This window comes from Bacillus sp. ms-22, assembly GCF_009759805.1.
GTDB lineage: Bacteria > Bacillota > Bacilli > Bacillales > Bacillaceae > Bacillus > Bacillus xiamenensis.
The window spans coordinates 2,762,262-2,779,668 of the sequence record NZ_CP046653.1; the positions used below are offsets into that span (position 1 = coordinate 2,762,262).

Sequence of the window (17,407 nt, forward strand, 5' to 3'; positions counted from 1 at the left end):
TTGACAACGGTCCTTATCATTACATCATATCTTCTAAAATAAGTGCTTTTTCTTGTGTTGAAATAAACGAACGCTCTGTAAACAAGCGGTATTCATTTTCTCTTGTTTTATCTAAAATGGCCTTGTAAAAGTGAGCAGCCGCTTTCACCGGTATACGTGAATAAAGCGGAAATTCATGAAGGTGGTCAAAAAATTCCTCGTAGTACGCCTCTGCCTCAAAGGCAATATATTCCCATACATGCTGGAATGCTTGATTGACGATGCCTTCTTGCAATTCTTGCTCTGTATACCCAAATTGATCCATGACTTGTTTTGGTAAATAAATGCGGTCTCTTTCCGCCTTATCCTCACCAATATCACGAAGAATATTGGTCAGCTGCATGCCAATCCCCAGCGAAATCGCTGCTTCTTTTAGCTGTTCTTTTTTACGTGGTGCAATGATTGGAAGCAGCATCAACCCAACGGTACTTGCGACATGATAGGAATAAATGAGCAGTTCATCTAACGTTTCATATCTATGCTGCTCTAAATCCATCTCCTGTCCTCGCAGCAGGTCGAAGAACGGGGCTTCATCCATACGAAACTCTTGAAATGTATGCTCGAGCGCTACCCACATTGGATCATGACGGTCTACTTCGCCCTGTAAGAAACGATCAAACGCCTCCTGAAAAGACGCCAGTTCCTCTTTTGGTGAAGTGGACTCATCTACAATGTCATCCGCTCTCCGGCAAAAGGAATAAACAGCCCAAACTGCCTGTCTTTTCTTTTTAGGCAGCATGGAAAAGGCACGGTAAAACGTTTTTGAATGTGTTTGAATGGTCTCTTCACATACTTTCAAAGCTGTTTGTACATCAACCACTTAGCTTCACTTCCTTTCTGTCGTTCAAATCTTTTAGCAATACAGAAGCCATGAGCTTCGCACTTTGCATCACAATTGGTATCCCGCCGCCGGGATGAATTGAAGCGCCCACCGCATAAAGATTGTCTGTCTCTGCAACCTTCACTTGCGGCCGAAAAACACCTGATTGAAACAAATTAGGAGCAAGTCCAAAGCTGCCGCCTTCAAACAATCCTTCTCGCATTGAATCATTGGGTGTTCTGACCTTTTTCCAGACAATCGACTCTCGCAATTGCGGAAAGCCTCTTTTTTCAAGACGCTCCACCATTTTATCGACAAAGTCTGTCTCCTCTTCCCAGTTGATGTGATCTCCTGACGGTACAGGAATCAGCATATATAGGACACTACAGCCTTTTGGAGCAAGTGATGGATCAATGATCGATGGATGAAATGTATAAAACGACGGGTCTTGTGGGATCGTTTTCGTTTGAAAAACGTCTTTCATATGCTGATCAAAGTGTTCTCCCATAAAAAATTGATGAACAGGTGCTTCGTGGTATATCTTGTTTAACCCTAGATACACCATCACGCAGCCGGAGGATGGAACGTATTTGCGCCGGTCTTGTTCAACTAAACCAAGCTGTTTTAACGCTGCTGGATAATCTCCGTTTATCACAAATGCATCCGCTGCTATGTCTTCATCATTTACTTTTGCTTTGACCACTCGTTTCCCCTCAAATTCCAATTGCACTACTTCTTCATTTTGTCTTACTTCGACCCCCATCTTTAGGAGCTGTCTTTCCAATATATCTACTAAACTCGCATATCCGCCTTTTAAATAATAAATTCCATGGGCATGCTCACTATATGAAACTAGCGAATAAATAGCAGACGCTTCATACGGGTTTCCTCCGACATAGAGGGTTTGAAGTGCGTACGCATCTCTCAGGCGTTCATCTGAGAAATATTTTTTTAGCGCGCTTTGAACCGTTCGATATGCTTTTAATTTCATTAAAATTTTCATGTTTGCTTTTGTAAAAAAGGTGCGTTTTTCATGAAACGATTTTTCTAGAAAAGCTTGCTGCCCTTCTTGAAATCGATTCGTCATTTCTTCCATAAATTTCAGAAATCCTTGTTCTTCCTTTGGAAATACACGCCTGATTTCATCGAGCTGCCGCAGGATATCAGAATACTTCGTGTAAGAAGTGCCATCTTGGTATTGAATCGTGTACAGCGGGTCTAGCTGCAGCAGATCAAGTGAGGATTCGTCAATTCCTATCTCATGTAAAATTCCTTTTAACATATCAGGAAGTAGGACAATGGTCGGACCTTCATCTACTTTATATCCTTTCTCACGTACAAAAGCAAGTCTCCCGCCAAGCCGTTCATTTTTTTCGACAAGGGTGACATCATGTCCAGCTTTTTTTAAATAAAGTGCTGAGATCATTCCGCCAATACCGCCGCCAGCAATTAATATATGTTTTTTCATGAGGCGCTCCCCTTTTCTTGATGTGGCACTCTTTTGTGCGTATGCTTCTCTTTTGAAAGAATCGCATTTGTCGTAATACGCGCTGATTCTAAAATGGTCGGCAGACCGCTTCCTGGGTGCGTTCCTCCACCAACAAGCCAGCAGTGCTTCAATTCATCAAATTCATTATGCGGCCTTAGCACCATCATCTGCGTAAGCTGATGGCCAAGGTTAAATGTCGCACCTTCATACACATAAAGCTCTTCCTCCCAATGCTTCGGTGTGATCATCCGCTCGACTTCTATGTGCTGTCTAATATTTTTAAAGCCTGTTTTCCGCTCCAACGTATCCAGCACAAGCTCTCTAAATTCATCTTGATGCGCTTCCCAGTCAATACCGCTTTGATTATTCGCAACTGGCGCAAGCACATAAAGAGCTGATTTGCCTTTTGGCGCAAGCGAATCATCTGTCACACTTGCATTTTGAATATAAATGGACGGATCATCCGGCAGCTCAAAGGTTTTCGTAATCTCTTTGACGAACTTCGCATAGTCATCGGAAAAAACGATGGTATGATGCGGCTCATCATATATCGTATCTAAGCCTAAATACAGCATAAAGGTCGAGCATGAGAACTTTTTCTTTTTCAGTTTCTTCTCGCTATATTTCTTCAAGAGACCCGGCTCTACAAGCTTTGTCATTACGTGTGCAAAATCACCATTTACAACCACCTCATCCGCCTCGATTTCTTCCCCTGTTTCTAAGCGAATCCCCTTCACTTTCCTGCCTTCAGTCAGCAGCTTTTCAACTCCAGATGACAGGTGAATGGTTGCGCCAGATTCAACAGCTGCCTTTGCCATCGCTTCGGACAGCTGGTTCACTCCGCCTTTCGGATGGAAAACGCCTGTGTCATGCTCCATAAACGAAAGGATTGAAAATGCGCCAGGGCATTCCCAAGGTGACATCCCTAAATATTTTGATTGGAATGTAAATGCATATTTCACTGATTCATTCGAGAAATAGTCTGACAGCACATCGTATAAGCTCTTATTTAATGAAAGCTGTGGAAGCGCTCTAATAACCTTCGGACGCAAGTAATGATGAAAACGGTCCATTTTACTTTGTAGAATTGGCGTCAGGCGGTCCATTTTTCGCTTTGTATCGTTCATAAAACGTAAATATCCCTCGCCTTCACCAGATGCAAAGGCTTCTAACCGTTTGTACATTTCGTCTCGATCTCGAATCATATCAAGCTTCTCGTCTTGAAAGATTAATCTATACATTTCTTTTAATTCAATGACATCCATATAGTCATAAAGATTTTTACCAGCAAAGGTGAACAGCTCCTCTGCAATATGAATCATACTGAGAAAGGTAGGACCTGTATCAAACGTGAAATCACCAAGTTGAAACTTAGAGTTACGTCCGCCAACAAAGGGCTGTTTTTCGTATACATGAACGTCATGTCCTTTGCTTTGCAGCATCATGGCTGCTGCAAGTCCCCCTGGTCCTGCTCCGATCACAATGATTTTCATTATCCTATTTCCTCCAAATTAATTCACTTTAAGTTAATTATACAAATTAGAAGAATTAGATCAACTTTTGATGTGCTCTAAAAGTCTCATGTTATGTAGCAAAAAAGCCGGCTTTCTTTCAACAAGTGCAAGAAAGCCGACCTTTTGTTACGCTTCTATATCAATGCGATAGGTTTCAAACCAATGATGAATCTGCGCCAGATGGGCGATGAGCTGAGGCCCTTTCATTAACTGGCCATACCAAGGAACTTGAAAGGAAGCCCCTTCCGTTTCAATCAGCTGTTTCAATTGGTGTGGATTTAAAAATTCATGAAGCACAGAATCCTTTTGCGCAAGGCAATCTGTTAACATCTCTTTTACAGCCTGAGTATACGCTGGATGATGTGTTTTCGGATAAGGGCTCTTCTTGCGATAAAGCACTTCACTCGGTAAAATTCCCTCTAATGCTTTTCTCAAAACCCCTTTTTCACGATTTCCATGCATTTTCATTTCCCAAGGAATATTCCATACATACTCAACGAGTCGATGATCTGCAAATGGCACACGCACCTCAAGGCTTGCGCCCATGCTCATGCGATCTTTTCGATCAAGCAGCGTTGTCATAAACCAAATCATATTTAAGTAAAAAAGTTCTCTCCGGGCTTTATCTACTCCTGTTTCCCCGTCTAAAAGAGGTGTTTCTGCCACGGTTTCTTCATATTTACTCTGTGCATATTCCTTCAGTGATAATTTCTTTTGCCATGAGTCTTGAAGAAGCTGAATGCGGGCTTCAGTTGATCTCATCCACGGAAATCCATTCGTTTCGCTTGCCATGTGAAACCATGGATAGCCTCCAAAAATCTCATCCGCACATTCACCTGATAAACCGACAACGAAATCCTTTTTTATTTCTCGGCAGAACCAAAGTAACGACGAATCAATATCTGCCATGCCCGGTAAATCTCGCACTTCAACCGCTTCTTTCAAATAAAAAGCCAGCTCTTTTTGACCAATGATACAGCTGTGATGATTCGTTTGAAACGCTTTGGTCATTCGATCAATCCATGGCCCGTCAGCATTCGGCTGGAATTGACTCGCCTCAAAGAATTGATCATTTCCTTCGTAGTCAATGGAATACGTATGAAGCGGTGCTTTCCCTATTTTCTCAAAGTGCTTAGCGGCAATGGCCGTAATGGCACTAGAATCGACGCCCCCAGATAAAAACGTACAAACTGGCACGTCTGAGACAAGCTGTCTTGTGACAGCATCTGTAAAGAGTTCCTTCACGTGCTGAGCAGTGTCATCAAGCGAGTCAGTATGCTGCTTGCTTTTGACATTCCAGTACCTCCACACACGCAGACCATCTTTTGAAAAGGTGAGGGCATGGGCAGGTCTCAGCTCTTTCACACCTTTAAAAACACCTTGCCCTGGTGTTCTAGACGGCCCTAAGCCAAAGATTTCCGATAACCCCTCATGATCGACTTTTGCTTTCATATCAGGGTGAGCAAGCAGTGCTTTGATCTCTGAACCAAATAAAAAGGAATGATGACGTTCTGTATAGAAAAATGGCTTGACGCCGAGCCGGTCTCTCCCTGCAAATAATAGTTCACGCTCACTATCCCAGATGACAAATGCAAAGATGCCATTAAAATGGGTCACACACTCTTCCTTCCATTCTGTATACGCGTGAAGAAGAACTTCTGTATCAGAATGTCCAAGGAAGCGATGCCCCCTTTTTAATAATTCTTTTCTTATATCCTCCGTGTTATAGAGCTCTCCATTGTATACAACCGTATAAGCATGATTTTGATGAGTATATGTCATTGGCTGCTTTCCGCCTTCTACATCGACAACGGCTAACCGTTTATGCCCAAAAAGAACATGCTCACTTTTCCACGTATTTGTATCATCTGGCCCTCTTTTAGATAATGTATCTGTCATTTGATTGATTACATGATCCTGTTGGATGAGCTGCTTTTTAAAGTCTGCCCAGCCTGTTATTCCACACATCATCATCAGCTCCCATCCGTTTTTCATCAAGTGTTCTCATTCAGCCTTTCTTAGTTTATGCATCGTCTCCTTGATAGTTGATTTGTCCTTTTTTCCGTATGTATAGGACAAGCATCATTTGGTAAGAAAAGAAAGAGGAAAGGAGCTTTTGCCATTGGAGAAACGATTGAAATATCTTCAGCATCATAGACAAAAATGGTGTAACGGGTATTTACTGATTGAAAACGGTCATTGTCTCATTGAAGATGAAGAAGGGGACATCATGCTGCCAGAAAGTCTTCAAAGCTCTATGATCTGTTTGAAAGAAAATGACCGATGGACAAAAGGAGAATGGCTCGGGTCCATGATTCTTCTTGAAAATGGACAGCTGATGGAGATAAAAGGCGGTGAAGCGATTCAATATAAAGCGTCTCTTTCCAAAGGCTGGCTTGACTTGCTTATGTTCGTACCAGAAAACGCTTTTTACCATATCATAGACGATATAGAGCAGCTTGGGTTCTCCGTCTACGATTGTGTCTTTTCATCCTTTTATCCTTTTCATGCCGTCTCTTTTTTCCAATTTTCGAGAGATACACAATCACTTGCCCTTCAATGTCACCATCATTCCGCCGCAAGCCAAATTCAGTTTGAATGGACGACTTCTGACGGACACCGGCTCATTTCTTCGTTTGATGTCACATAAAAAAGGCACTGCTTTGTATAAGCAATGCCCCAGCGTGTAGACAAACCCTCGCATTCTTTGTCAGTCCTGCGTGCCGGTGCTCACGAATGTCAAATTCGCTCCGCTCCGGTACTCGTCCTTCCTAGACTGCAAAGGTTTTCAGGTCACGCTGAAAAGAAGACAAAGGGCTAAAATAAAGTTCATTTTAGCCCTTTGTCAACAATCTGAGGCACTGCTTTGTATAAGCAATGTCCTTTTTATCTTAGAAGATATGAAAACCGATCGGTAGACGCAAGCCTAGCAGTATCGTGACAATCGCAGCCACAATAAACCCAATCAACACACCTGTCACCGATTTTCCTTTTTTCTTGCGTACAAGGACCATTTCCATTAAACCGATCACAAGGAGCCCAAATATCATTTTACCAATATACTCGCCCCCGAAACCTGGAATTTTCATTCCTGTGCGAACATATAGCTCTACGCCTGTTGCGATAATGAGCAAGTAAAAGAGTCGTACGATCATGTGGACAATTTTAGCCCCTTTGTCGTTTTTACCTGCTAATGCAAAGGCGACAAAGAATAAAATAATACCTAGCACCCATGCTGTAATATGTAAATGTGTTCCCATTTGTTGTTTCCCCCTTTATCAGAACAAGTACCTTCTCATCGTACCACGAAATAAGTCGAACACAAAATGACAATCCTATGTCAGCATGCGCTTTATTTGACGCGGTTCGATAACGTCCCAATCGGTTCAATCGTTACTTCAATATGATCTCCTGAAGCCAAAAACTTTGGCGGCTCAAATCCTTTTCCAACGCCAGAAGGTGTACCCGTTGCAATGATGTCACCTGCTTCCAGCGTCATCCCTTTTGAAAGAGTAGAGACAATGTCCTCCACCGGGAAGATCATTAATTCCGTACTGGCAGACTGACGAACCTCTCCGTTTACCTTTGTTTCCACATGAAGCGCGCCATGATCCTCGATCACTGACTTGTGGACAATGTAAGGTCCCATTGGACAAGATGTATCTAAACTTTTTCCTATGAAAAATTGTTTGTGCTTTTTCTGCAAATCTCTGGCCGTCACATCATTTAAAATGGTGTAACCGAAAATATAGTCACGGACTTCTTCAGGTGCAATATTCTTTCCTGATTTACCCATGACGATGGCAAGCTCCCCTTCGTAATCCAATTCACTAGTCACATCTTCATGAAGAAGGATGTCCGCTTCATGTCCAACAACAGAGGTAGGTGCTTTAGTAAAGATCATCACGTCTGTAGGAATATCTGCCGCACTTCCCATCTCCATAACATGATCTTGATAGTTCTTCCCGACACACATGATGTTTTTAGATGGCTTTGGAATCGGTGCATGGAGTTTCACGTCTGAAAGCGGATAGACATAAGAGCCGCGGTCTTCTTCTTTTTTCTCAGCCCAATCAAGAAGCTGGCTGACGTGATCCACAAACTTGTCCCCCATGTTGATGCATTCAGATAAAGAGTTGGGTAGTGTCTCAAGCTCAAATAACTTGACTTCAGCCTTTTTGATGTCCATTACCCATTCATCATCAATGACGATCCCAATAAACATCCTATCATGTATCTCACCTGTAAAAAACTTCATGTCTTCCCCTCACAATCTTCATTTCACTTAGTGATGATGTCTCATTTTATTTCTCTATGAAATAAAAAAACCCTTTTTTATCATACTCTCTTTTAAAAAGGGTTTCAAAAATGAAAATCTGATATTTAGCGGTAGCGTCGATATTCCCACATATTTCCTTGATCCCATTTACGATCGACATGCCCTCGACCTCGACTGCGAGAATGATGTTTTTTCTTTCCGCATCTTCGGCAAGAATGACTACGTTTGTGGTGATGAGATCGTTTTGATCGATGACTGCGATGTGACTTGCGGCAGCTTTTCTTATGATGAGATTTGTGTTTGCTGCGGCATGATTTTTTCGGTTCACTTTTTTTGCTTTTGCATGATTTTTTACTTTTATACGATTTTTTACTTTTGCATGGTTTTTCACTCTTCACGCTTTTCTTGGAACAGCGGCTTTTTTTAGAGCGATAGCTTTTGTGACTCTTTTTGCTGCGGTATGACTTACGGCAGCCGCCTCCACCAAAGAACCAGTGACGGCGTCTTGATTGACGAGAACGAGATGATTTATGCGAATGTCTCGATTCTGGTTCACGATCTAAGTGATGATCACGCCCCTCACTTCGAAGTGAATCAACTGCATGTTCAATATGAGAATGATCAAATGTACTCACGAACAATTCCCCTCCCAATCTGTGCTCTGACAAAACAAACAGACAAAGCTGTTTATCTTCTCTGCTTTATGTTACGAGAGTCGGTAGACAAGTGTTCTTGGCGAATGCCTCTTTCTTAGAAAACTCCATGAATACCTATCAGCAGGTACAGGACATTCCTTCATTTTCATATAGTGAAGCAGATATAGGAGGGTGATGACACATGGACACAGAACCTTTAAAACAACTGGATATCTGGATTCATCCAAAGGATCTCATGGAATTAAAAAAGGACGTATGGAACGATGAGCCCGTTGAGGGCATTCTCAAAACCGGTCAAACGAAGTCACATATTTATGCCTCATACCGCGGATCACACATTCGAAAGCTCAAGAAAAAGTCCTATCAAATTGAATATAGGAAACCAAAGCAAAGACAAGGCGAGTCCCTTTTTCACTTAAATGCAGAGTACAATGATCCTTCTCTTATCCGAAACAGGCTGTCTTTTTATTTCTTCGAACAATTGGGGGTGTTAAGCCCTGCCGCTTCTCATGTGTTTCTAACCATCAATGGAAGAAAAGAAGGCATTTATTTAAAAATAGAATCCGTGGATGAACGATTCCTCCAAAAAAGACAATTACATGGAGGCGGTATTTATTATGCAGTAGATGATGACGCCAATTTCTCTCTTTTGAGTTCGTTTGATAAAAAGCCAAAAAAACATCTTCTTCTCGGATACGAGAAAAAAACGGGAACACCTCAACACGACAAAGAGCTGAACGAGTTTATTTACTTTCTGAACACAGCAAAAGACGACACATTTGCAGAAAAAATTGAGCAGTACCTTGATGTGACACAATATTTCCGTTGGCTCATTGGTGTGGTGTGCACCCAGAACTTTGATGGATTTGTTCATAACTATGCTCTTTATGTGAATGACGAGGGGCGATGTCAAGTGCTCCCTTGGGATTATGATGCGACATGGGGTCGTGATATTCACGGAGAAGAAATGGCGTTTGATTATATCCCCATTAGCGGCTTTAATACATTAACCGCTAGATTGCTAGATATTCCTTCGTTTAAAAGAACCTATTATGCTCTTTTTCAGCACGTACTGGATACACACTTTTTAGAAAACCGCCTCTGTCCCGTCATTGAGAAATGGCATGCAGCTATTGAAAAGCGAATCGGGGATGATCCATATACGAAAGATCGAAAAGACATGCTGCATTCAGAGCGAGAATTAATCCGGCAGTATATCAACAAAAGACGACGTTATTTACAAGCTGAGATGAAAAAAGAGACATCTCGCATGTAAAGGTGCTTTCGAATTTTGTCACTTTACTTCTCATATTGACGAAACAGCTTTTTTTATAGAAAAATAGGGTATAATAACCATATCCTTCTATTTGATAAAAAATGTGAGAGTTGGCGTCCGTTATGATCAATTATGAAATTGAACAGAAAAGATTACATTTAATTGAGACTGCGAAAAAATTCGGTATGAATGCAGAAGAAACCATCAGGTGCAGTCAAGAACTTGACACACTATTAAATAAAGGCATCAAATACACCTCTAAAGAATGCTCGAATAAAGGCTAAACCATACACTTCATTCCTCTTATCAATAGTCTTCAAAAAGACAATCACACATTAAAAGACCCATCATAAGCTATGGTGAAACGCCCAAAAACGAAGTGCCCTATTTCTATAAAGGATGTGCACCGCTATGCCGGCTATTGTTGGAGCCTTTAAAGTAAATGCCGTCGGAACGAGCGGAGTCGTTCATGTTGGAGACTGCATCACCATTTCTCCAAATAGTCAGGTTAAAACCTTTGCTGGCGCAGGCAGTTTTAACACTGGTGATCAATTACGTATTAGCAACTATAAAAGTGTGACAAATACGTATGATAGTGATGTCATTGATCAACCGCTTGTTGGTAACTTGTAAGGAGTGAGAATCCGTTGAACTTCTATATTAATCAAGCGATACAAATTAATTACTTACGTGTGGAGTCTGTGAGTAACTCATCTGTTCTGCAAATTGGAAGTGCTGGATCAATCAAGGCACTCTCCAACCTGTATAACACCGGCAGCTACGTAGAAGCAGCACCTGCTGCAGCAGGCACACAAGGAATTGAAGAATCTCAAGGCGCAAGCACAGCACCGTTTGTACCGCTTCAGTCACCAACATCTTAAGTTCATCTGCAATCCCCGGAGGTGTATGCATATGTATGACTATCAAAATAACGCTTCACAAATGTATGGCATCATTCAAAAGCAAACACAACAAATCATGATGCTTGAAAAAAGGCTTAACGAGCTTCAGCAGGAAATGCAACTGATCAAAGATAGACCGACAACAACGATTGAACGGATTGATTATCAATTTGATCAACTGAAAATCGAGCGGCTGGAAGGCACATTAAATATCGGCCTCAATCCATCTGATCCAAACAGTGTTCAAAATTTTGAAGTGGGCCAAACAACAACCCCGGGAATTGGAATGATGCAGCAAGAAATGGCTGATCAATTTTTCAATCAAACACGCCAGCTTGTCGATGCCTTCTTAAATGAAGAAGCGCCAGAACTTCTTGAAGAACTCGAGCAGCGATATGAAGGCTCGCTTGATGAAAGCAACAAGCACCATATCATTGAAGACATTCGAAAGCAAATAGACAGCAGAATCAAATACTATGCGGGACAGCTGCCACACCGGGAAGATATGACCCCTTTGCAGCGATCAGAGCAAATTGCTGAATATGTGAAGCATGATGTAAAACGGGCGATTGAGCACTTTTTAGCCCATATTCCAAGTGAAACGAAAGGAGAGGAAAACGGATGAATTTCACAGTCGTCAACCGCAACATCGAAACCGGAAGCATTAAAGTAGTCGGGGTATCGTCCTCTTCCCTATTCATTATTGGGGATACAGACCACGTACAATTGTCATCGATTTTCGATACACCGCCAGAATCACTGATTATTGGCCCGTTTGTTCCTCTAGCACCTCGATAATGATTAAACGAACATCTCAAGTAAAGTTCACGAAGGTCAATTCTGTCGGGATTTCGAGTGTTGTTCAAATTGGTGATACACAGGAGCTATGCCCAAACGTTAAGGTATTAGCTGTTCAACGAACGATTAGTTTGTTTTATGGCAATGAAGCAGAAAACTTGGATGCAAAAGAATTTGAAGTGTATTTTGAGCCAATACCATTGATGCTACCAGAACGATCGGTTAGAACGGCCTTTTATCATGAAAAGCCTCTCATTAAAGTATCGTCAATACATGTAGAAGGGGTGTCTTCCTCCTCTATCTATCAAATTGGCTCTACGTGTAGAATGAATGGCATTGCGCGAGTGAAGCATATTCGAGAGTTATTTAGCAACGACGACGAAAATCCGCCAAACTCACAATTGGACCTCCCTGCGCATATGATGGTGATATGACTTCGAATAAAGGATGTCGATTATGCCAGCAATTGTCGGACCCATTTACATTAACTCGATTTCTGGGGGCGTCGTAAACGTCGGTGACTCATTTTATCTTTCGCCTAAAAGTTCGTCAAAATCTGCTTTAGGCTCTGGAGCGGGGAATACCGGAGATTTCTTGATTTTAAATAATGGCATTAGCGCAACCAACTATGTGGATCCTGACTTAAATGATCAGAATATGGTAGGCAATGCATAAAGCGGCTCCTCTACATCCATTTCATTTAGAGGAGTGCTTTTTTATGCTTATTTCTTTCTGCGTTGTCTCGATTTTTTTGTTTTGACCAGCTTGCTTGCCGGCTGTTTTCGAATCCATTTGATGTACGGAATGAGCTTTTCATCTTGTCTTAGTGCATCAAGCGTGTTCAAACGTGCGGCAAGCTCCTGGTTTGTATAAAGAGCATGAACTTGTTTATGGCAAGGGATGCACAGGAAGGCAGTCGGTAGAAATGCCCCACCTTCTTCTCTTGGCGTTAAGTGATGTTCCGTCAGTACGACATCTTGTCTTCCGCACAGCTCACATAATCCAATTGATTGCTTTGCCATCCTGACATCACCTCAGCTTCACATTAATTCCATTGATACCGTTGTCCCTTTCCCGCTTGGGTCTGCTGGATGGACAATCAGTTTCTTTGGCAATCTCATCTTTAATTCTTCCACATGGCTGATCACGCCAACGGCTAAATTTTGAGACTGCAGTTTCTCCAATGCCGTAATCACCGTATCTAACAAGTCTTGATCGAGTGTACCAAACCCTTCATCAAGGAAGAAGAATTGCAGCGGGAACTCACCTCTCAGCTGAATTTGCGCTGACAGAGCAAGTGCAAGCGCTAAAGAAGTCAGGAAGGTTTCTCCCCCAGACAAGCTGGATACTGGACGTCTGACGCCTCCATTGGCATCATCACGCATGACAAAACCGCCCTCTGAGTCGACTTCAATGGCATACCTTTGTCTTGTCAAAATCCCAAGACGGTGAGAAGCATCTCGGCTGACACTCTCTAGCTGTTCTTCTGCTAAGAACTCAACAAACGTATTTCCTTTAAACACGGTTTGAAGCTTATCCAGCCGGTCAATTTCTTGCTGCAGTTCTTCAAGACGTTCATGAATACTTGCAAAGCGCTGGTGGTTTGCTTCAATCACACGCAGCTGCTCCTGTGCAGAACCACTCCTTGCTGTCGCTTCTTCAAGTTCTTTTTCTGCAGCTTCTTTTCTTAATTGAACGTCTTTCCACTGGTCTTCATCTAGCGACTCACCTTTTAACAGGTCAGAAATTCGCTTTAAGTTTGCTGCACATTGCTTTCTTTTATCCTCAAATTCCTCAATTTCTCGTTTGACTGTATCACGTACAGATCGATCCATTAAAGCAGGTTCTATCTCCTGCGGCAGATCAAAAGGAGCAGGCTCTGTTTCTTTTTGCCATGCTGCCTCAGCTTCTTGTTTTCGCCGGTTAGCCTCTTGGAGTTGACGTTGACTGCTTGAGAAATGGCTTTGCGCGTCACTAAATAATTGCTGCGCATGCTTTAATTGCTCGTACGATTGCTGTTCTTTTTCATTTAGATGAGCAAGAGATTGTTGAACCTCGATCAGTTCATCAGAAATAGAAGCAGCTTTTAAAGGATATCGCTGTAAATCAGTGTCGTATTGATGGATCAGGTGCTGCTGATTTTCTATCTGATGAGATAGCTTATCCAGCTCCTTTTCTAGCTCGTATATGGCTGTATGCAGCTGCTCTTTTACTTGCTGTTTCTCTTCTAAAAATGAAATACTTTTCTCAATACGCTCCTGATAACCTTCCGCTTGCTGATCCTTTTCATCTATTTGTTTTTGCATTTCCTGCACTTGGTTGATTGTTAAGTGCGGGAAGGCTTGCTCAAATTGTGTCGTTTGCTCTGAAAGCTCAGATCGAAGCTCTTTGATCAGCATTTCTAATTCTTGAATGCGCTGCTGCTCAAATGTCAGCTGCTCTTTTACTTTGTTCATCTCTGCCGCTTGATCATGAGTGACGTCCATTAAACGAGCTCGTTTGCTTTCGATTGCTTGAATATCTTGTTTCATGCCTTTCCATTCTTGAATCAGATGATGCAAGGACTGCGGGTTTTGTACTGCTTCTACTGCTGCAGCGACTTCCGAATCAGGGGCTTTTTGAGACAAAAAGGAGAACTGTTTGACTAATTGATTGGCATGCGTTTCTAGCAGCTGCTTTGCAGCATACATGTCTCTAGCATATTCCTCTGCCAGCTTGAGCTCTTTGTCCATTTTTAGAATCACTTCATCAATTTGTGCAACAGTTTCATCATGATCATTGTCTATCACAGCCTGTGGATCATGATGAATCGATCCACAAACAGGACATGGTTCACCGTCTACTAGCTCTGCCGCTAATTCTTTTCTTAATTCTGCCGCTCTTACAGCATCACGCTGTTTTAATTTTTCTTGTTTTAGGTTCTGTTCTCTTTTACTCCACTCTGTCAGACCCCGTTCGAATTCGCATACGTAAAAATAAAATTGTTCAATGGCTTGAAACGATTGATCTATTTTTTCATAATGGTCTTTTTGCTGTTTTTGAAGCTTTTCATACGATTGTGCTGCCTGTGATGACCGCTGTTTTAGCTCCTCAACCTTTTGTTCTTCCTTTTGAATGCTCAAATTGATTCTTTGAACATTTTCACTGAAACGCAGTGCATCCTGTACATTTTTCCGCTCTTTTACAGAGACTTGTAATTGTTCCAGCTCGTGCTTCAGCTGCGTTTGTTTCGCAAGTGCCCGCTCTAACAGAGATTGTAGGTTCTCTGCTTCTGCTTTTTTTTGGGTCAATTGCTGCGCTTTTTCATTGTTTTGCTGCTCTAGTCCTGCTTTTTCCTGAAGAGCTGCTTCTTTTTTTCGTTCAATTTCCTTTAATTGAATGAGCTGCTCTTTCTTCTGGAGAAGCTCTGGCTCAGTTTCTATTTTCTTTTGCCGCGCCTGCTCATACTCCTGCGTCATTTGATCATAGATCGTTCGTTGATGAAGTAAATGCTTTTCTGCTTCCTGCTTCTCTGTCAGCGCTTGAGCAAGCTGCTTTTCAGCCTTTGTTAATGCATCCGCGTAGGGCTTTAAAGCCTCTGCCTGCTCCGCAATGCTTAGTTGATTCTTTTTCTCTTCCATCACGGGTGCCAGCTGATCGAGTTTGTTTAGTTCCGTCCCATATGCTTCTCGTTCCTGTTGATACTGCCAGATGGATTGCGCCTTTGTAAAAGCAGTGAACGCTTCGTCCCTCGTTTGTTTCTTCTCATGAAAAACGGCCTTTGCCTGCTCAGCCGCTTCTTTTGCTTTCGCTAATGCCTCTGGCCCAGCATCTCCTAGTCCAGTCAGTTCAGCCAGCAGTTCATTTTTCTGTCCATAATGATTCTGGGCCTTTGCACGTAAACGCTTGACAAGCTGATCACCATATTTTTCTAGATTAAACAGACGCTGAAGCATTTGGCGTCTGTCGGCTCCTTTCAATGAAAGGAATTCTGCAAACTTCCCTTGAGGTAAAACAACCGCTCTCGTAAAATCATCAATTGTTAATCCAAGCAATTCTTCTATTTTACGATTGACCTCACTCGCTTTATCTGCAAGAACTGTCTGGGTGTCACCAATTTCAATCAAACGGCATAATGTCGTTCTGACCTTCATTTCATCTGCCCGTTTGAAGGCACGTTCAACTTTATAAGAAATGTGATGCTCCTTTTGCAAAGCGAACGTAAAAGAAACTGACAGCTTTTCTTCAGCTTGATTCAAAATACCATGCGTATTATTTAATGCACGTTCGACCTTGCCGTAGAGTGCTAGTGTCATGGCATCTAAAATGGACGACTTTCCGCTTCCTGTTGGCCCAAAGATGCCAAACACACCTGCATCACATAAGGAGCTAAAGTCAATGGTTTGCTCTTCTCTGAAGCTATGAAGTCCTTTAATGGTTAGCGTAATCGGCTTCAATTCGCTTCCTCCTCTTGCATGTCATTGGCAAGCTCTAAAAACAGCTTGACGGTTTTTTCATCTGGCAGACCGCCGCCTGTCTGGCGTTCATAAAATTTCACGAACCGCTCTTCGATCGAGAGCTTTTCCACTTGTTTTTGTTCTTCCATTCGCTGTAGTTCTTTAAACTTCGGTCTAATGTGGACAAATCCACTATGCTGTTTTCTAAGCTGATGGATTTGTTCAATCGACAACTGGTCTGTTAAATGAATCTCTAAATCAATCCAGGCATGAAGATCCCGCTTTTCATCCAGCCAACCGTGTACTTGGCTCAATCCCTCAACTGCCTTCCACTTCACAAGTGGTTTACCGCTTGATAAAAACACTTCTTTCCAGCTTGCTGTTTCATTAGGCTTTGCATCTACAATGGTTACTGATTTGGCATAGCCTGCTTCTGAAAAGCTGTATGCAAGCGGAGATCCAGAATAGCGGGCAATCGTTTTGGCACGTTTAATGGTTTGCGGGCGATGCAAATGACCAAGTGCGACATAACAAGCCGCTTCAGGCAGACTTTCGGCGGCAACGGTATATGCTCCTCCCACTTCAATCGGCCTTTCTGAATCTGTTTGACTTCCTCCTGCCACATAAATATGGCTTGTTGCGATATTGACCGTATCAGCCTCGAATTGACGGCTTAAATGTTGAAACGCTTGTTGTATTTTTAAGTTGTAATGATCACGAAGCAGTTTCTCTTCAAATGTTTCAGCCAGCACCTCGTTTAGCCTCGCCTCGGATGGATAAGCTAGTGCTGCAATAGATAAACGTTCACTTGCAGAAGGAACATCGACACGAATGATGTCATTTACCGGATAGCCAATTAAATGAATCCCCTGTTCATTTGTTAAAGGGGATGCAGCTGATAAACGATCTGGATTATCATGATTGCCTGAGATTACCACAACCTGACGCTTTCCTTTATCAGATAATGCAGACAGACTTTCATAAAAAAGCTGTTCTGCTCGAGCAGGCGGATTCACTGTATCAAAGGCATCACCAGCCATCACAATGACATCAATTTGTTCATCCTTAACGATTTGATACAATTCATCTAAAAACTCAGCCTGCTCTTCAAGCCGGCTTCGGCCTTCAAGGGTTTTCCCTAGATGCCAATCCGCTGTATGCAGAATCCTCATGTGATTCACCTCTCATTCCAGTACAT

19 protein-coding genes are annotated in these 17,407 nt (G+C 42.3%); 9 read left to right on the forward strand and 10 right to left on the reverse strand.

Annotation, left to right across the window (positions count from 1 at the left end; translation table 11 throughout):
* Nucleotides 1-19 precede the first annotated feature (19 nt).
* The 4 genes from GPA07_RS14430 to asnB form a co-directional block, all read right to left on the reverse strand.
* Nucleotides 20-859, reverse strand: a complete 840-nt coding sequence (locus tag GPA07_RS14430; protein ID WP_157292864.1) for a phytoene/squalene synthase family protein — start codon at nucleotides 857-859, stop codon at nucleotides 20-22.
* A complete protein-coding gene (locus tag GPA07_RS14435) occupies nucleotides 852-2,327 on the reverse strand; it encodes a phytoene desaturase family protein (protein WP_008355177.1) in 1,476 nt (491 codons plus the stop codon). Before GPA07_RS14435 ends, GPA07_RS14430 begins: the two co-directional genes overlap by 8 nt.
* Complete coding sequence (locus tag GPA07_RS14440) at nucleotides 2,324-3,841, reverse strand: phytoene desaturase family protein (RefSeq protein ID WP_008355175.1); 1,518 nt, start codon at nucleotides 3,839-3,841, stop codon at nucleotides 2,324-2,326. The genes GPA07_RS14435 and GPA07_RS14440 overlap by 4 nt, the downstream gene beginning before the upstream one ends.
* Nucleotides 3,842-3,988: 147 nt before the next feature.
* A complete protein-coding gene (asnB, locus tag GPA07_RS14445) occupies nucleotides 3,989-5,830 on the reverse strand; it encodes an asparagine synthase (glutamine-hydrolyzing) (RefSeq protein WP_157293161.1) in 1,842 nt (613 codons plus the stop codon).
* A gap of 154 nt (nucleotides 5,831-5,984) precedes the next feature.
* On the opposite strand from asnB, the gene GPA07_RS14450 reads away from it, so the two are divergent.
* A complete protein-coding gene (locus tag GPA07_RS14450; protein WP_157292865.1) occupies nucleotides 5,985-6,512 on the forward strand; it encodes a DUF2777 family protein in 528 nt (175 codons plus the stop codon).
* Between the two features lie 241 nt (nucleotides 6,513-6,753).
* On the opposite strand, the gene GPA07_RS14455 is transcribed toward GPA07_RS14450, so the two are convergent.
* From GPA07_RS14455 to cotG, 3 genes are all read right to left on the reverse strand, one after another.
* Nucleotides 6,754-7,122 (reverse strand): YisL family protein, encoded by a 369-nt coding sequence (locus GPA07_RS14455; RefSeq protein ID WP_008355169.1) that lies wholly within the window; start codon nucleotides 7,120-7,122, stop codon nucleotides 6,754-6,756.
* Nucleotides 7,123-7,214: 92 nt separating this feature from the next.
* On the reverse strand, nucleotides 7,215-8,120 hold the full coding sequence (locus GPA07_RS14460) for a fumarylacetoacetate hydrolase family protein (protein ID WP_008355167.1): 906 nt from the start codon (nucleotides 8,118-8,120) through the stop codon (nucleotides 7,215-7,217).
* Between the two features lie 125 nt (nucleotides 8,121-8,245).
* On the reverse strand, nucleotides 8,246-8,776 hold the full coding sequence (cotG, locus tag GPA07_RS19170) for a CotG/ExsB N-terminal domain-containing protein (protein ID WP_155887848.1): 531 nt from the start codon (nucleotides 8,774-8,776) through the stop codon (nucleotides 8,246-8,248).
* A 202-nt stretch (nucleotides 8,777-8,978) separates the two neighbouring features.
* Here cotG and GPA07_RS14470 point away from each other — a divergent pair, with 202 nt between their 5' ends.
* From GPA07_RS14470 to GPA07_RS14505, 8 genes are all read left to right on the forward strand, one after another.
* Nucleotides 8,979-10,073 (forward strand): CotH kinase family protein, encoded by a 1,095-nt coding sequence (locus tag GPA07_RS14470; protein WP_008355162.1) that lies wholly within the window; start codon nucleotides 8,979-8,981, stop codon nucleotides 10,071-10,073.
* Between the two features lie 122 nt (nucleotides 10,074-10,195).
* Nucleotides 10,196-10,357, forward strand: a complete 162-nt coding sequence (locus GPA07_RS14475; RefSeq protein ID WP_008355160.1) for an aspartyl-phosphate phosphatase Spo0E family protein — start codon at nucleotides 10,196-10,198, stop codon at nucleotides 10,355-10,357.
* Between the two features lie 127 nt (nucleotides 10,358-10,484).
* The gene (locus tag GPA07_RS14480; protein ID WP_003211745.1) at nucleotides 10,485-10,706 is read left to right on the forward strand and encodes a spore germination protein; all 222 of its coding nucleotides are present in this window, start codon (nucleotides 10,485-10,487) and stop codon (nucleotides 10,704-10,706) included.
* Nucleotides 10,707-10,720: 14 nt separating this feature from the next.
* Nucleotides 10,721-10,954: a spore germination protein GerPB gene (locus GPA07_RS14485; RefSeq protein WP_008355157.1), complete on the forward strand. Its 234-nt coding sequence runs from the start codon at nucleotides 10,721-10,723 to the stop codon at nucleotides 10,952-10,954.
* A gap of 31 nt (nucleotides 10,955-10,985) precedes the next feature.
* Nucleotides 10,986-11,600, forward strand: coding sequence for a spore germination protein GerPC (locus tag GPA07_RS14490; RefSeq protein ID WP_157292866.1), 615 nt, complete (start codon nucleotides 10,986-10,988; stop codon nucleotides 11,598-11,600).
* Nucleotides 11,597-11,773 (forward strand): germination protein GerPD, encoded by a 177-nt coding sequence (locus GPA07_RS14495; RefSeq protein WP_003210893.1) that lies wholly within the window; start codon nucleotides 11,597-11,599, stop codon nucleotides 11,771-11,773. Before GPA07_RS14490 ends, GPA07_RS14495 begins: the two co-directional genes overlap by 4 nt.
* Nucleotides 11,773-12,207 carry a spore germination protein GerPE gene (locus tag GPA07_RS14500; protein ID WP_157292867.1) on the forward strand — a complete coding sequence of 145 codons (435 nt, stop codon included), beginning with the start codon at nucleotides 11,773-11,775 and terminating at the stop codon, nucleotides 12,205-12,207. Before GPA07_RS14495 ends, GPA07_RS14500 begins: the two co-directional genes overlap by 1 nt.
* Nucleotides 12,208-12,229: 22 nt before the next feature.
* Nucleotides 12,230-12,448, forward strand: a complete 219-nt coding sequence (locus GPA07_RS14505) for a spore germination protein (protein WP_003211468.1) — start codon at nucleotides 12,230-12,232, stop codon at nucleotides 12,446-12,448.
* A 47-nt stretch (nucleotides 12,449-12,495) separates the two neighbouring features.
* On the opposite strand, the gene GPA07_RS14510 is transcribed toward GPA07_RS14505, so the two are convergent.
* Genes GPA07_RS14510 through sbcD form a run of 3 tightly spaced genes read right to left on the reverse strand, consistent with a single transcriptional unit; the run spans nucleotide 12,496 to nucleotide 17,381 of the window.
* Nucleotides 12,496-12,795: an HNH endonuclease family protein gene (locus GPA07_RS14510; RefSeq protein ID WP_008355148.1), complete on the reverse strand. Its 300-nt coding sequence runs from the start codon at nucleotides 12,793-12,795 to the stop codon at nucleotides 12,496-12,498.
* Nucleotides 12,796-12,813: 18 nt separating this feature from the next.
* Complete coding sequence (gene sbcC / locus GPA07_RS14515) at nucleotides 12,814-16,209, reverse strand: exonuclease subunit SbcC (RefSeq protein WP_008355145.1); 3,396 nt, start codon at nucleotides 16,207-16,209, stop codon at nucleotides 12,814-12,816.
* Nucleotides 16,206-17,381: an exonuclease subunit SbcD gene (sbcD, locus tag GPA07_RS14520; protein ID WP_008355143.1), complete on the reverse strand. Its 1,176-nt coding sequence runs from the start codon at nucleotides 17,379-17,381 to the stop codon at nucleotides 16,206-16,208. The genes sbcC and sbcD overlap by 4 nt, the downstream gene beginning before the upstream one ends.
* Nucleotides 17,382-17,407: the final 26 nt, after the last annotated feature.